Here is a 13,563-nt window from a genome sequence, read left to right as displayed (position 1 = left end):
TACTTACCTTAAAAATTATAGTTTTATATCTACGACAGAGAGCGAGTCTAATTGCTGCATCTTCTGCCATATTTCACTGACGGTTCTTCCATCTTGCGGGATCACTCTCGCAGGACAGAGATCATAAAGTGGTTGTGTTACAAAAGGATATTTATAGATATCACTGCGTGGCAATTCTGGTTCGCTTTCAGAAACCACGTCTCCAAACAGCACAATATCAAGATCGAGCTTTCGGTCTTGAAGTTTATGAGCATCTTGAGAGCGACCCCATTTAAACTCAATTTTACGAAGTTGCTGTGAAAATTCAGTCAATGAGAGTGATGTGTCGAGCTCTATCACAAAGTTATAAAACGAATGGCTTTCAAACCCTACAGGCTCACAATGATAGATCTTAGAGCATTTAAGGTTCGTCCCTAACGATTGAAGCTCTGTCCATGCCACCTTTGCATGCTTGTCGCGGTCTATGTTCGTGCCAACACCAACATAGGCTACTGTCATGCTTGGCCTCGTTCGATGATCACGCCCACAGATTTTGCTTGAGGCACTGCGCCAGGCTTCGCTAAACGGATTTTAATCCAAGGCACTGAGAACTGAGTCATGATTAGTTCAGCGACTTCTTCTGCCACACGCTCAACCAATAGGAATCGGCCATTCGCAATGTGGTCAAGTACGGCAGTGCTGACTGTCGAGTAATCCAAAGCATCGACAACATCATCACTCTTACCTGCAGGGCGATTGTCATGAGCCATTTCAATATCAAGCACAAGTTTTTGTTTGATCTCTTGTTCCCAATCGTAAACACCGATCGTTGTAATTACTTCTAGCTGTTCAATAAAAACTTTATCCAGTGCCATGACTTGTCCTTTTAGAGGTCGGATACCCATATTGGGGAAAAAAACGTATTATTTGCGTAATTCCGGATATGATATCAATTACTCTGGGATTGAGCATTATTTTCCCATCGTTAGGCTTATAACCGTTAAGGACAGACATGACCCCTTTGGCTCTCATCATGATCATTGCTGCCTATTTGCTAGGTTCAATCTCGAGTGCGGTCTTGATATGCCGAGTTTTAAGACTCCCTGATCCTCGAACGGTAGGCTCTAACAACCCTGGAGCAACCAATGTTCTGCGTGTTGGCGGTAAAGGCGCAGCTGCTGCCGTCCTTTTGTGTGACATGCTTAAAGGTACCATTCCAGTCTGGCTTGGCTACTATCTCAAAATCGACCCAATCATTTTAGGTGTTGTCGCGATAGCGGCGTGTCTTGGCCATATGTACCCAATATTCTTCCACTTCAAAGGTGGTAAAGGCGTCGCAACGGCACTCGGAGCCATCGCCCCAATTGGGTTCGATTTAACAGGCATGATCATGGCGACTTGGTTAGTGGTAGCATTTTTGTTTCGCTACTCTTCGTTAGCGGCACTGGTCACCGTCTTACTTGCGCCTTTCTACGCTTGGTTAGTCAAACCACAATACACGCTGCCAGTCGCGATGCTGTGTTGCTTGATTGTGTTGCGCCACCATCAGAATATCCGCCGCCTCCTCGATGGCAGCGAGCCAAAACTCGGACAAAAAAAATCGGCTTAAACTGTCATGTCTAAGCCGAATCATTTTTAAACCGAGATAAATTCAAACCGACATAAATCTCAGTCGAGCAATACTATTCAGTCTTTAAGAACTCACAGTAGATGCTTATCTAAAAACATCTTCAGCATAGAGTTAACAAACTCTGGTTGCTCAAGCGAACTAATATGACCAGCTCCAGGAATAATCACCAATTCACTGCCCGTAATGCAATCATGCATTAGGTATGATTCCAGTGCCGGGCGCGGCTTGTCTTCTTGTCCAACAGCAATCAAAACTGGCAGTGCAAAGTTCTCTACCGCTTCAATCATATCGCGACGCCCAAACACCATTCGACCAATTCGTGCCACTTCTTCTGCGTTCTCACCCTCGAGTGACGATAGCTGTTTAGTAAAACCTTCGACTAAAGCTGGTGAGTTTGTTTGAGCATCATTGGCGAAGAACAGTGGCACCACGGCTTCAACAATCGGTTGAGGTACCATTTTGGTTTGAGTAATGGTGTCTAGCATGCTGAAATATTTAGCATGGGCAACTTCTGGTTCTAGGCCAACGAAAGTATCCATAAGTACCAGAGACTTGATTCGTGCTGGTGCTAACTCCGTCAGTTCTGTTCCCCACATACCGCCCACCGATAAGCCGACAACGGAAAACTCTTCAACTTCTAAATGATCAAGTAGCTCTAAAATGTGTTGAGCGTAATCTTTCAGGTTACGCATCGAGTTCGGCGCAGCTTGTGATTCACCATGAGACCAAAGCTCTGGAACAATACAGCGATACTGAGCTTTTAGAGCCTCAACCTGTGGCTGCCACATTGCACTATCCCAAAGGTAGCTGTGACCGAATACAACAACAGGGCCCTGACCTTCATCTAGGTACGTCATCGACTGGTTATCTACAGTGAACTTATTCATTTTCTTCCCTAATCTCTATCAGCAATTATTTATCGACATATAGTCGGTAAGCTAGGATATAAAAACGGTCGCACAAGGCGACCGTTTATCGAAACACACTGGTTTATTCTGTGCTTAGCTGTTGAACGACTGTTTCTCGTTGAACGATTGCTACTAGTTAAGCAATTGGCTCTAGTTGGTCAATTGGCCAACGCGGCGTGGCATGAACAGACAAATCAGCTGTTTCACCATTTTTAAGGCGTTGCATACCAGCGTAAGCAATCATGGCACCGTTATCAGTACAGAACTCAGTTCGTGGGTAGTAAACCTCACCACCGATTTTCTTCGCTAGCGCTTCAAGCTCTATACGTAGCTGTTTATTGGCACTTACACCGCCAGCAATCACTATACGTTTCATGCCCGTTTCCGCCAAGGCACGCTTACATTTAATTACCAAGGTCGCACAAACGGCCTCTTGGAAAGCGTAAGCGATATCAGCACGCGTCTGATCGTCGTTGTCATTCGCACGAATGGTGTTCGCAGCAAATGTCTTCAAACCAGAAAAGCTCATATCGAGTCCCGGGCGATCAGTCATTGGACGCGGGAACTTAAAACGACCTGGTGTGCCTTTTTCTGCTAAACGAGACAGCAATGGACCACCTGGGTAATCTAAGCCCATCAACTTCGCGGTTTTATCAAATGCTTCACCAGCAGCATCATCAATCGATTCACCAAGAATTCGATACTCACCGATGCCTTTCACTTCTACCATCATGGTATGTCCGCCAGAAACCAGCAGAGCAACAAATGGGAATGGGGGTGGGTTATCTTCTAGCATCGGAGCAAGAAGGTGACCTTCCATGTGGTGAACTGGTACCGCTGGTACACCCCAAGCATAAGCGATACTGCGACCAATCGTTGCGCCAACAAGTAGAGCGCCGACTAAACCAGGACCAGCAGTGTAAGCCACACCATCAATGTCTTTTGACGTCAGATTAGCTTCAGCCAATGCCGCTTTAATCAGTGGGATGGTCTTTTTAACATGGTCACGCGATGCCAACTCAGGAACCACACCACCATAATCGGCGTGCAGCTTTACTTGACTGTATAATTGATGAGAAAGCAGGCCTTGCTCATCATCATAAATCGCAATTCCTGTCTCATCACAAGAGGTTTCAATACCAATAATGCGCATAATTTTCTCGGCACGCTTTCGTCTAAAATGGGAAATTAGCGCAATATTACCCTGCCTAAGCTCTTCAAACAAATATTGTACAGACTATAATCGACAAAGTGCTTTACAAAGCCACTGTGATCGGATTAAAATTCCGCACCATTTTTGATCAAGCTGGTTAATGGCCAAACGCGAATAGAGAGTTAGCTCGATGGGTAACTTCTCTGATTTGGTACTGAATGACCAGCGATAATGAATAACCCCTGAGGTGAAAGGCATATGCCAATAGTTAAAGTACGTGAAAACGAACCGTTCGACGTTGCACTACGTCGTTTCAAGCGCTCTTGTGAAAAAGCAGGTATCCTTTCTGAAGTGCGTCGTCGTGAGCATTACGAAAAGCCAACTACAGTTCGCAAACGCGCTAAAGCAGCAGCTCAAAAGCGTCACGCTAAGAAGCTAGCTCGCGAAAACGCACGTCGCGTTCGCCTGTACTAATAACTTAATCCATAAGGACTGAGTTATGGCTCTTATTGAACAACTCAAAGAAGAGCAAAAATTAGCGATGAAAGCCAAGGACAAACCGCGCCTTGGCACTATCCGCTTAGCTCTTTCAGCAATTAAGCAACGTGAAGTTGACGAACGGATCACTCTGAACGACGACGACATAATTGCTATATTAGTTAAAATGGTTAAGCAACGTCGCGATTCTGTTGCTCAATATGAATCAGCAAATCGTCAAGATCTTGCTGACGTGGAAAAAGCAGAAATTACTGTACTTGAAGGCTTTATGCCTCAACCGTTAACTGAAGAAGAAGTTGTTGCACTACTTGATAGCGCAATCGCGGAAGCTCAACCAGTGGGCATGCAAGACATGGGTAAAGTAATGGCTATCTTGAAACCACAAATTCAAGGGCGTGCAGATATGGGAAAAGTTAGTGGTTTAGTTCGTTCTAAACTCGCTTAATCCCAAATCAAATTGCAACAAGCCGTGCAATCCTTCGGAACGCACGGCTTGTTTGTATCTGTAACCTATTCAAACTATTATTATCCACACTCTCAGTTAGTGCATTTTTCTAAGGTTTTATGGCAGGACACATCCCGCGTAGTTTCATCGATGATCTCCTAGCGCGTCTCGACATTGTCGATATTGTGGACGCACGCGTGAAACTTAAGAAAAAAGGCAAAAACTATGGTGCTTGTTGTCCATTTCACAACGAGAAGACCCCTTCTTTTAGCGTAAGTCAAGAAAAACAGTTTTATCACTGCTTTGGTTGTGGCGTGCATGGCAATGCCATCGACTTCATTATGGAGTTCGAACGTCTCGACTTTGTTGAAGCTATTGAAGAACTTGCCTCATTTTTAGGCCTTGATGTTCCTAGAGAACAGCGCAGTGGTGAAATATCCACGGCACCAAGAGCCAACAGCGAACAAAAACGCAACCTCTACGATTTGATGGGCGGCATCAGTAATTTTTACCGCTCTCAACTGAAAATCTCAGCCAACAAGCCAGCGATTGATTACCTAAAGAATCGTGGCCTGTCTGGTGAAATCGTACAGAAGTTTGGTATTGGCTACGTTGCTGATGAATGGGATTTGGTTCGTAAGAACTTTGGCCAACAAAAAGAAGCTCAAGACATGCTCGTTACTGGCGGCATGTTGATAGAAAACGATAAAGGCAACCGATACGACCGATTTCGTGGACGTGTCATGTTCCCGATTCGCGATCGTCGTGGTCGAGTGATTGGTTTTGGTGGTCGTGTCTTAGAAGACGGTACACCGAAATACCTGAACTCACCAGAAACGCCTATCTTCCATAAAGGTAAAGAGCTTTACGGCCTTTATGAAGTGCTGCAAGCCTACCGTGAACCGCCGCAAATACTTGTGGTTGAAGGTTACATGGATGTCGTGGCATTAGCGCAATATGGTGTTGATTACTCAGTGGCATCACTAGGCACCTCGACAACCGGTGACCACGTTCAAATGTTGTTCCGCCAAACCAGCACAGTGGTTTGTTGTTATGACGGTGACCGAGCAGGTAAAGAAGCTGCGTGGCGCGCACTAGAAAATGCGCTTGAGTACCTGAAAACAGGTAATACGCTCAAGTTTCTGTTCTTGCCAGACGGCGAAGACCCAGATAGCTATATAAGAGAGAATGGCCAAGAAGCCTTCGAACAACTGGTACAGAATGCGACACCGCTTTCGACTTACTTGTTCGATAACCTTATTGAGATACACAAGTTGAACTTGGGAACAACGGAAGGGAAATCGGCACTGCGAGCACACGCAAGCGCCTTGATTAACAAAATCCCTGACAGTTACTTCCAAGAACTGCTCGAAAAATTACTGGATGAGCGTACTGGTTTTGATAACCAACTGAGACGAGCTCGTGTTCATACTAAGAACCCGACACCTCAACCGCATAAAGAGCTGAAACGCACGCCAATGCGAGAAGTTATCGCTTTGCTTATCCAAAATCCGAGCTATGCTGATATGGTACCGGATTTATCAAGTGTCAAAGGCTTACAGTTGCCTGGACTAAGTTTATTCGTCGAAGTACTTGATAAATGCCACGCGCATCCCCATATCAACACAGGCCAATTATTAGAGCATTGGCGACACAATAAACATGAGGCTCTTCTGTCTCGTCTCGCGAGCTGGGAAATCCCCCTCGACGAAGACAATCAAGAAGACATATTTTTAGATTCATTGGACAACATACTTGCCCAGTGCGTTGAAAAACAAATTGAAAACCTGCAGGCCAAAGCAAGAAGCGTCGGTTTATCAGCCGAAGAAAAAAGGGAGCTACTAGCTTTAATGCTAGATCTAAAAGCGTAACCCTGTTTGATTAGTCAGCATTTAATAAATTTGTTAACATAATTGGTTTGCATTTGAGAATGCAACGTCCTTCACCAGACCTGAAGTTGGATATCATCTATGGATCAAAATCCGCAGTCACAGCTTAAATTACTTGTTATTAAAGGCAAGGAACAAGGCTATCTGACCTACGCCGAAGTAAACGACCACCTACCTGCAGAAATCGTGGATTCTGAACAGGTAGAAGACATCATTCAAATGATCAACGACATGGGTATCAAGGTAGTAGAAACTGCACCTGACGCTGATGACCTAGCTCTTAATGATGACGATGCCAATATAGATGAAGATGCAGCTGAAGCTGCTGCTGCTGCGCTTTCAAGCGTAGAAAGCGAGATTGGCCGTACTACTGACCCAGTTCGCATGTACATGCGTGAAATGGGTACGGTTGAGCTACTGACTCGTGAAGGCGAGATCGACATTGCGAAGCGCATTGAAGATGGTATCAATACCGTTCAACTATCTGTTGCTGAATACCCAGGTACCATTCCATACATCTTGGAACAGTTTGACCGCGTACTCGCTGAAGAGATTCGTTTAACAGACCTAATCAATGGCTTTGTTGACCCAGACGACGATGGCACAGCTGCGCCAACGGCGACTCACATCGGTTCAGAACTTGCTAAAACTGATCTAGAAGACGAAGACGAAGACAAAGCAGAAGACGACGAGGAAGAAGAAGAGGAAGATACAGGTATTGATCCTGAGCTTGCTCTTGAGAAGTTCACAGCACTTCGAACTAGCTACCAAAACCGTCAACTAGCAATCAATGAATACGGCCACGAAAGCCCGAAAGCAACACTTGCAACAACAATGATGCAAGACGTATTCAAAGAATTCCGTCTAACGCCAAAACAGTTTGATTACCTGGTAAAAGAACTGCGTACTTCAATGGATCGCGTACGTACTCAAGAACGCCTAATCATGCGTCAAACGGTTGAGTACGGCAAAATGCCGAAGAAATCTTTCATTGCTCTATTTACTGGCAACGAATCTAGCGAAGCATGGTTGGACGAAGTATTAGCTTCAGACAAGCCATACGCAGAAAAGATCAAACGTAACGAGAACGATATTCGTCGCTCAATCCAAAAACTGGATATGATCGAGAAAGAGACGTCTCTTACTGTTCAAAGCATTAAAGATATCAGCCGTCGTATGTCTATCGGTGAAGCGAAAGCTCGTCGTGCGAAGAAAGAGATGGTTGAAGCGAACTTACGTCTAGTAATTTCGATTGCTAAGAAGTACACAAACCGTGGCCTACAATTCTTGGATCTAATCCAAGAAGGTAACATCGGTCTTATGAAAGCTGTAGATAAGTTTGAATACCGTCGTGGTTACAAATTCTCTACTTACGCTACTTGGTGGATCCGTCAAGCAATCACTCGTTCGATTGCCGACCAAGCTCGTACTATCCGTATTCCGGTTCACATGATCGAAACGATCAACAAACTCAACCGTATCTCTCGTCAAATGCTACAAGAGATGGGGCGTGAACCACTTCCGGAAGAACTGGCTGAGCGCATGCAAATGCCTGAAGACAAGATCCGTAAAGTACTGAAAATCGCTAAAGAGCCAATCTCAATGGAGACACCAATCGGTGACGACGAAGATTCGCACCTAGGTGATTTCATCGAGGATACAACGCTAGAACTGCCTTTAGATTCAGCAACGGCAACAAGCCTACGCGGCGCAACTAAAGACGTTCTTGCAGGCCTAACACCTCGTGAAGCGAAAGTACTGCGTATGCGTTTCGGTATCGATATGAACACTGACCACACTCTTGAAGAGGTTGGTAAACAGTTCGACGTTACTCGTGAACGTATCCGTCAGATCGAAGCAAAAGCACTGCGTAAACTTCGTCACCCAAGCCGCTCAGAAACTCTGCGTAGCTTCCTAGACGAGTAATTACACGCTTTAGTGTGGTTAGCTTTTAAGCATAAAATAAAAAAGGTGAGCGTTGGCTCACCTTTTTTGTGCCTACGTGATTTAAGTGGCTAAGATGTAAGCGGAATTGACCCTTATAGTGTCTAGACACCACTGAATGGTTCCCCTATAATCTATGCCCTACGGCCCCTTAGCTCAGTGGTTAGAGCGCACGACTCATAATCGTTCGGTCCCCAGTTCAAATCTGGGAGGGGCCACCAAATTCCGATAAGGCTCATGAAGAAATTCATGGGCCTTTATCTTTTCTAGTCCTTTCCATATCCGGTCTTCGATTACTTCCTGTAAGCAGGATTCCATTAGCGCCAGTGAAACACTCCACCTAATCACCACAGAACCCGTAAATCTATCTCAGGCTGATATCAACCATCAGTAACCTCTCTTATCTGTACAGCAAGATTCTTCGCTAAATACATGCCACTCAACACCAGAACAGAAGCCCAGAAAAACTTCTCGACTAAACCAACAAAAATATAACCAACATCCTGTCCATTCAGTAATTTATATAGATATAAATGAGATACCTAAATGGAGTTCTAGCTGAGATCAGTCAGGAGACTCAGCACCGAAGATTAGAACCAGATGACTGTTGAACAATGATGACCAATTACCCTCAGTGGTAATTGGTCTGATATCTCTTAAGTGATTTAGGTTAATCGTCAGAAGCAGTGAACCTCAGAGCCAGAATGCGAAGGCTAATCACTGGGCTGGTATTCATACTGAAATCGGTAATCTCAACGCTAGGAGTGGTTCTAGGGTGAATCTCGTATGAGTTAGGATGAGAAGTTGGGTTAGCGAATGGGTTAGTGGAATCAGATGGAAATCTAGCGTGGGAGTCCCGTCGACGACGACGACAATAGACCTAAAATCAAGCTGAAAGACCGGACTAGGACCGGACCGACGACGCCGTCAACGAAACCTAGGGAAAGTAATTACTGAAGAAGTTAGGTAGAGCAAGGGCTAGAGAGAAATTACAGGGCCAGTCTAGAGAGACCGACCCAGCGACTTAGGATTTTAGGTTGGTGTGGCCAATTATCTATATTTTCGTTGTTCTTCCTTAACCGAATAGATGTGATTGTGATAATCCATATACTCCTTCAGCCTTTTTTCATCTTCAGGCTTCAACATGGCTGTATTCAATTCTATACCTTTTCCTATACCTAGCCTCGTCAACTCTTTCTGATCTAACGATTTAGATATCTCCAAAAAATACTCGGATCGCTTTAATTTAAAGGTCACCAAGTGACAATCAAACAACCTATCTATATGAGAACAAAGTAATATCCCATTGGCGCCATCCAGCCTTTCATCTGTAGTTTCACAATCTTTCCATGCCTTTATATGCGATGCTACTAACATCTCTCTTGTGTTCGTTAGTGTTACAGCACAATTCTCACCACCCCAAGTATCAATTACGTTTCTTCTAAATTTACCCTGCCCAATTCTAGCGGTTACCAAGGTTTCCTTCTCAGAGTCTGATAGAGCGCTACTGCCGATATCTAATAAGTCAATGGCAAGATCATCACTATCTTCGGCAATTATTCCTTTGATATCAGAATGCATATTTAGCAAGTTATATCTAGTGCAGTTATACTGATCTGTAATATGTATTGGCTCGCTGAACCACTCAATATCTTCGGGTTTAAACTTAATGTTAAAGTTATTGAGAGCATTTTCTTCAGTAAAGTTAACGGCACTAATGGATAACCTTTCGAGTTGGCTACACATTTCTTGATGCCAACCTTTTTTTCTATACTGCTCCACCGCATATATCGCTTCTTTTTCTGTAAGGCAGTAGATTTGATTTATCTTACCTATACACAACTTTTCACTATTCTTAATTGTAAATAACCATATCTCATACTCTTTCCCTTGATGGCTTTTTAATGGCGTATTAATGGGTTGCAAAAAAGCATACTTATAACCTGAAATCTCTTTGGTCATATCTGCTAGCCATTCTTCATGCCCATAACCATATTTACATTCAAATGAGTTGGGATCTTTACTTTTATAGTCAGGGCCAGACGGTGACTTCCAACCGTTACTATTCCAACAAATTCTTGCTAATTTTTTCTTCATGACAACTTAACGAAACAATATATAAGATGAACACATATTAACTCTATGATACTGATTATCAATGAGTTAATTATGATTAAACTAACCAAAATTCAAGACCTAAGCGACCTACCAATCACCACAACCCTACAAGAACAAGTCAAAGCCATACTCACAGAACCATTTCATGATGAAACGGAAACCCAACAGGCATGGGATGAACTGCAATGTGAACTCTGGTTCCTCACCTCAATTAATGAGCTAAACGCTGTCGTCGTCGACGATATCGAACTACTGAAACGGGCCCTAACCTATACCGAATTCGAAGATGCTCTAGATTACGGAGCTTCTATATCCCTAAGCATTGTCGAGGACAGTGGCAAGGGTATCTACCTACTGATGTCTAAGGCACTCCGCACTGAATCACACCAGCATTTCTCAATCTCTGATGAGTAAGGGGGACTAATGCAATCACGTAAATTCAAATTCAATAAACGCCAACTTGATTCACTACCGCCGACGCCGTCGACAAGTCGAAGTAAAGAAACGGAGTATACGGATGAACTCTGTAGTGGCCTGAAAATTATAATCAACAGACAAGGGAGAAAGCGCTTCTTATTCAGGTACACCTATTTCGGGAAAAAGAAATCGTTACAAATTGGTGAATACCCTGCGCTAGATATCAACACTGCTAGGCAGATAGCCAATGACCATAAGCGAGAGATAGCACTAGGTAATGACCCCAAGGCTATGAGGGATGAAAAATCCAATGTACTCACGTTTCAAGAATTTGCGGAGCTGCATTACCTACCGTATGCCCGAATGAACAAACTAACAGCTAAGAATGATTTCGGTAACTTAAAGCTACATTTCTACCCTAAATGGGGCAAGAAAAGCATCACCGATATCAGCCAACAAGACATTCAAAAGCTACTCGATGGAGTTTTAGAAACAAGGAAGCCATCCACGGTAAATAGATTGCGGTCCCTAGTTCTTAGAATGTTCAGATTAGCCATGGAGTGGGGATTCGTGGACAAGAATCCGGGACAGTACATAAGGAAACTCAAGGAGAATAATTTAAGAAACAGATTCCTGAACCGCAAAGAGGTTTCATCCTACATCAAGGCATGTAACGAGGAACCCAATCGCACCCAAGGGAATGCCTTAAAATTCGCACTGCTTACTGGGATGCGCATAGGTGAAATTACTAACTCTAAGTGGGACTGTCTTACCGTCGACGACGACGGCAATTGGAGCCTATTCCTACCACACACAAAATCGGGGTTATCAAGGACGGTTTTACTCAATAATTTAGCTAAGGAGGTAATACATGACCAACGACGATTTCAGATACGTAAGAACCCCTATATCTTTGCCGGAGATGCACCCGGTAGACCTATCGCACATCCGAAGAAGGCATTCGCCCGAATCAAGAAAGCAGCAGGGATCTATGATGATTTCCGCATACACGACCTCAGGCACTCTTTCGCTTCGATCCTTATAAACAGTGGTAACGCCACGCTCTATGATGTTCAGCATTTACTTGGGCACCAGAGCTCTCAAACTTCAACTAGGTATGCTCATTTAGCTAGTTCTAGGCTAAGAGAAGTAAGTGCAAATGTGTCAGAGTTGGTGGGAGATGTGAGTCGTTAAGGAAGAAAGTAGCGAGTCGGTGTTGTTATCTTTAAAAAAGCGGCCGCTATCAAGATTAAAGACATAGAGTGGCTCTATGTACACTTTACTTGTGATTGAATTAAATACTTCAATCACAAGTAAAAAACAATTCACATCAATAGCTTGAAAACAAACCAGACTCTAAGTGTCTGTTTATTTGTGAAAAATAACATTTTTATTCTAGACAGATTTATATACTAAATATATATTAAAACTACTTCGATGAGTTTATTGCAACTCTACTTAGGTTAGGATACAATCCTGCGCCCTAAATTCACACACGTACAAAGGAGGTCAATATGAGCAAATTCCATGCGAAAATCGCCACTCCACCTCAAGCCGCACTGTCTGAGGAAGAAATGTTAGAACTAGTTGAAAGCCTTAGTTCTATCAATATCTCTGAGTTGTTACGTGATGAAAAATTGAAACGATCGCAAGAACCACGCTTGAATGGCTTTAACGCTATAAAAGTCTTCCAGAATGTTTTCAGGGTCGCTGCAACTAGCTAATAAATAGCTTTGATTTGATTGTGGTTTTTATCTAAAATAGCACCTTTCGGTGCTATTTTAAGGTTTGCAAACAACATGGCAAAAAAATGGGTTTTTAACGCTTTAGTAAAATCAGAAAATGATCCCATTGGTTTGCTAGCGTATGCGCTTTATAAATTCCAAAAAGACGAAATTGGTCAATCTTTACGCTCAGAAGGTCTGGATGAAGGAGAGATTACAAAACGTCTGTCCAATTTTCACGACGACACACTCCGCACTAACAGCTCTCTAGAACAGTTCCGCTCCAAAGCTGTTACTGTTGTTGAATTAATCGGCCAAAAAGCAGGTGAAGCTCTTATAAAAAGCCAAACGGAAGAGCTAAGTAAGAAACAGAGCCTTTTAGAAAAAAACCAAGCCCAATTTGAAAAAGACCGAAAAGAATTTCAAAAAACCTTAAAAAAAGAAAAAACTAAAATTAAAGCTGAACTCTTAGAAAGATTTAAGATTACAGTTGATGACACGCCTAAAAAATCTGGATGGCGAAAATGTGGTGAATGGTTATTAGGGGGCTTCTCTGGACTTATTGCACAAGTCATTGTTTTGGTATTTTCATTTGGTATGCTAACTTTGGCATATGGTGATAGTGATAGTCTCATCAAAAAGTTTTCTGATGGTATAGCATCTTCATTATCTTCAAGACCAAGCATTCTTACCCCGAAATCACTACAAACTAATAGCAGCCAGCCATCCGTTCAAAAACAAACCAACATGATTTCTCCAGTTTTGACTGCTCCTAAAAAGGGCTAACCATCACCCCCAGAACAACCAACCTAAAATCCTAAGTCGCTGGGTCGGTCACACCAGACAGGCCCTGTAATC

14 protein-coding genes and 1 tRNA gene are annotated in these 13,563 nt (G+C 43.3%); 10 read left to right on the top strand and 5 right to left on the bottom strand.

Annotation, left to right across the window (positions count from 1 at the left end; translation table 11 throughout):
- Positions 1–15: 15 nt before the first annotated feature.
- Positions 16–498, bottom strand: coding sequence for a 2-amino-4-hydroxy-6-hydroxymethyldihydropteridine diphosphokinase (gene folK, locus ACMAZD_RS02770; RefSeq protein ID WP_435248479.1), 483 nt, complete (start codon positions 496–498; stop codon positions 16–18).
- Complete coding sequence (folB, locus tag ACMAZD_RS02765) at positions 495–854, bottom strand: dihydroneopterin aldolase (protein ID WP_108091704.1); 360 nt, start codon at positions 852–854, stop codon at positions 495–497. Before folB ends, folK begins: the two co-directional genes overlap by 4 nt.
- A gap of 137 nt (positions 855–991) precedes the next feature.
- On the opposite strand from folB, the gene plsY reads away from it, so the two are divergent.
- Positions 992–1,588 carry a glycerol-3-phosphate 1-O-acyltransferase PlsY gene (plsY, locus tag ACMAZD_RS02760; RefSeq protein ID WP_009847793.1) on the top strand — a complete coding sequence of 199 codons (597 nt, stop codon included), beginning with the start codon at positions 992–994 and terminating at the stop codon, positions 1,586–1,588.
- Positions 1,589–1,680: 92 nt separating this feature from the next.
- Here the strand turns inward: plsY and ACMAZD_RS02755 are convergent, their stop codons facing one another.
- Both ACMAZD_RS02755 and tsaD read right to left on the bottom strand, forming a co-directional pair.
- A complete protein-coding gene (locus ACMAZD_RS02755) occupies positions 1,681–2,496 on the bottom strand; it encodes an alpha/beta fold hydrolase (protein WP_435248478.1) in 816 nt (271 codons plus the stop codon).
- 157 nt (positions 2,497–2,653) lie between these two features.
- Positions 2,654–3,670, bottom strand: coding sequence for a tRNA (adenosine(37)-N6)-threonylcarbamoyltransferase complex transferase subunit TsaD (gene tsaD, locus ACMAZD_RS02750; RefSeq protein ID WP_010434613.1), 1,017 nt, complete (start codon positions 3,668–3,670; stop codon positions 2,654–2,656).
- A gap of 258 nt (positions 3,671–3,928) precedes the next feature.
- Here tsaD and rpsU point away from each other — a divergent pair, with 258 nt between their 5' ends.
- The 5 genes from rpsU (at position 3,929) to ACMAZD_RS02725 (ending at position 8,667) form a co-directional block, all read left to right on the top strand.
- The gene (gene rpsU, locus ACMAZD_RS02745; RefSeq protein WP_004396009.1) at positions 3,929–4,144 is read left to right on the top strand and encodes a 30S ribosomal protein S21; all 216 of its coding nucleotides are present in this window, start codon (positions 3,929–3,931) and stop codon (positions 4,142–4,144) included.
- A 25-nt stretch (positions 4,145–4,169) separates the two neighbouring features.
- Positions 4,170–4,613 carry a GatB/YqeY domain-containing protein gene (locus tag ACMAZD_RS02740; RefSeq protein ID WP_435248477.1) on the top strand — a complete coding sequence of 148 codons (444 nt, stop codon included), beginning with the start codon at positions 4,170–4,172 and terminating at the stop codon, positions 4,611–4,613.
- Between the two features lie 119 nt (positions 4,614–4,732).
- Positions 4,733–6,484: a DNA primase gene (dnaG, locus tag ACMAZD_RS02735; protein WP_017102947.1), complete on the top strand. Its 1,752-nt coding sequence runs from the start codon at positions 4,733–4,735 to the stop codon at positions 6,482–6,484.
- A 99-nt stretch (positions 6,485–6,583) separates the two neighbouring features.
- The gene (rpoD, locus tag ACMAZD_RS02730; protein ID WP_435248476.1) at positions 6,584–8,428 is read left to right on the top strand and encodes an RNA polymerase sigma factor RpoD; all 1,845 of its coding nucleotides are present in this window, start codon (positions 6,584–6,586) and stop codon (positions 8,426–8,428) included.
- Positions 8,429–8,591: 163 nt separating this feature from the next.
- Positions 8,592–8,667 (top strand) — tRNA-Ile (locus ACMAZD_RS02725).
- 829 nt (positions 8,668–9,496) lie between these two features.
- Here the strand turns inward: ACMAZD_RS02725 and ACMAZD_RS02720 are convergent.
- Positions 9,497–10,543 (bottom strand): HNH endonuclease, encoded by a 1,047-nt coding sequence (locus tag ACMAZD_RS02720; RefSeq protein WP_435248475.1) that lies wholly within the window; start codon positions 10,541–10,543, stop codon positions 9,497–9,499.
- 72 nt (positions 10,544–10,615) lie between these two features.
- Here ACMAZD_RS02720 and ACMAZD_RS02715 point away from each other — a divergent pair, with 72 nt between their 5' ends.
- From ACMAZD_RS02715 to ACMAZD_RS02700, 4 genes are all read left to right on the top strand, one after another.
- A complete protein-coding gene (locus tag ACMAZD_RS02715) occupies positions 10,616–10,978 on the top strand; it encodes a hypothetical protein (RefSeq protein ID WP_435248474.1) in 363 nt (120 codons plus the stop codon).
- A 9-nt stretch (positions 10,979–10,987) separates the two neighbouring features.
- Positions 10,988–12,175 carry a tyrosine-type recombinase/integrase gene (locus ACMAZD_RS02710; protein ID WP_435248473.1) on the top strand — a complete coding sequence of 396 codons (1,188 nt, stop codon included), beginning with the start codon at positions 10,988–10,990 and terminating at the stop codon, positions 12,173–12,175.
- Between the two features lie 320 nt (positions 12,176–12,495).
- Positions 12,496–12,705: a hypothetical protein gene (locus ACMAZD_RS02705; RefSeq protein WP_435248472.1), complete on the top strand. Its 210-nt coding sequence runs from the start codon at positions 12,496–12,498 to the stop codon at positions 12,703–12,705.
- Between the two features lie 75 nt (positions 12,706–12,780).
- Positions 12,781–13,491, top strand: a complete 711-nt coding sequence (locus ACMAZD_RS02700; protein ID WP_435248471.1) for a hypothetical protein — start codon at positions 12,781–12,783, stop codon at positions 13,489–13,491.
- Positions 13,492–13,563: the final 72 nt, after the last annotated feature.

The sequence above is a fragment of the Vibrio sp. nBUS_14 genome (assembly GCF_051201655.1).
In the GTDB taxonomy this organism is placed as follows: domain Bacteria; phylum Pseudomonadota; class Gammaproteobacteria; order Enterobacterales; family Vibrionaceae; genus Vibrio.
Note: the sequence above shows the minus strand (reverse complement) of the source record. Positions and strands in the feature narration are given on the sequence as shown.

What these genes read in the sequence shown, in the direction of transcription:
- folK (WP_435248479.1), bottom strand. Translation starts at nt 498, where the DNA reads ATGACAGTAGCCTATGTTGGTGTTGGCACGAACATAGACCGCGACAAG.
- folB (WP_108091704.1), bottom strand. Translation starts at nt 854, where the DNA reads ATGGCACTGGATAAAGTTTTTATTGAACAGCTAGAAGTAATTACAACG.
- plsY (WP_009847793.1), top strand. Translation starts at nt 992, where the DNA reads ATGACCCCTTTGGCTCTCATCATGATCATTGCTGCCTATTTGCTAGGT.
- ACMAZD_RS02755 (WP_435248478.1), bottom strand. Translation starts at nt 2,496, where the DNA reads ATGAATAAGTTCACTGTAGATAACCAGTCGATGACGTACCTAGATGAA.
- tsaD (WP_010434613.1), bottom strand. Translation starts at nt 3,670, where the DNA reads ATGCGCATTATTGGTATTGAAACCTCTTGTGATGAGACAGGAATTGCG.
- rpsU (WP_004396009.1), top strand. Translation starts at nt 3,929, where the DNA reads ATGCCAATAGTTAAAGTACGTGAAAACGAACCGTTCGACGTTGCACTA.
- ACMAZD_RS02740 (WP_435248477.1), top strand. Translation starts at nt 4,170, where the DNA reads ATGGCTCTTATTGAACAACTCAAAGAAGAGCAAAAATTAGCGATGAAA.
- dnaG (WP_017102947.1), top strand. Translation starts at nt 4,733, where the DNA reads ATGGCAGGACACATCCCGCGTAGTTTCATCGATGATCTCCTAGCGCGT.
- rpoD (WP_435248476.1), top strand. Translation starts at nt 6,584, where the DNA reads ATGGATCAAAATCCGCAGTCACAGCTTAAATTACTTGTTATTAAAGGC.
- ACMAZD_RS02720 (WP_435248475.1), bottom strand. Translation starts at nt 10,543, where the DNA reads ATGAAGAAAAAATTAGCAAGAATTTGTTGGAATAGTAACGGTTGGAAG.
- ACMAZD_RS02715 (WP_435248474.1), top strand. Translation starts at nt 10,616, where the DNA reads ATGATTAAACTAACCAAAATTCAAGACCTAAGCGACCTACCAATCACC.
- ACMAZD_RS02710 (WP_435248473.1), top strand. Translation starts at nt 10,988, where the DNA reads ATGCAATCACGTAAATTCAAATTCAATAAACGCCAACTTGATTCACTA.
- ACMAZD_RS02705 (WP_435248472.1), top strand. Translation starts at nt 12,496, where the DNA reads ATGAGCAAATTCCATGCGAAAATCGCCACTCCACCTCAAGCCGCACTG.
- ACMAZD_RS02700 (WP_435248471.1), top strand. Translation starts at nt 12,781, where the DNA reads ATGGCAAAAAAATGGGTTTTTAACGCTTTAGTAAAATCAGAAAATGAT.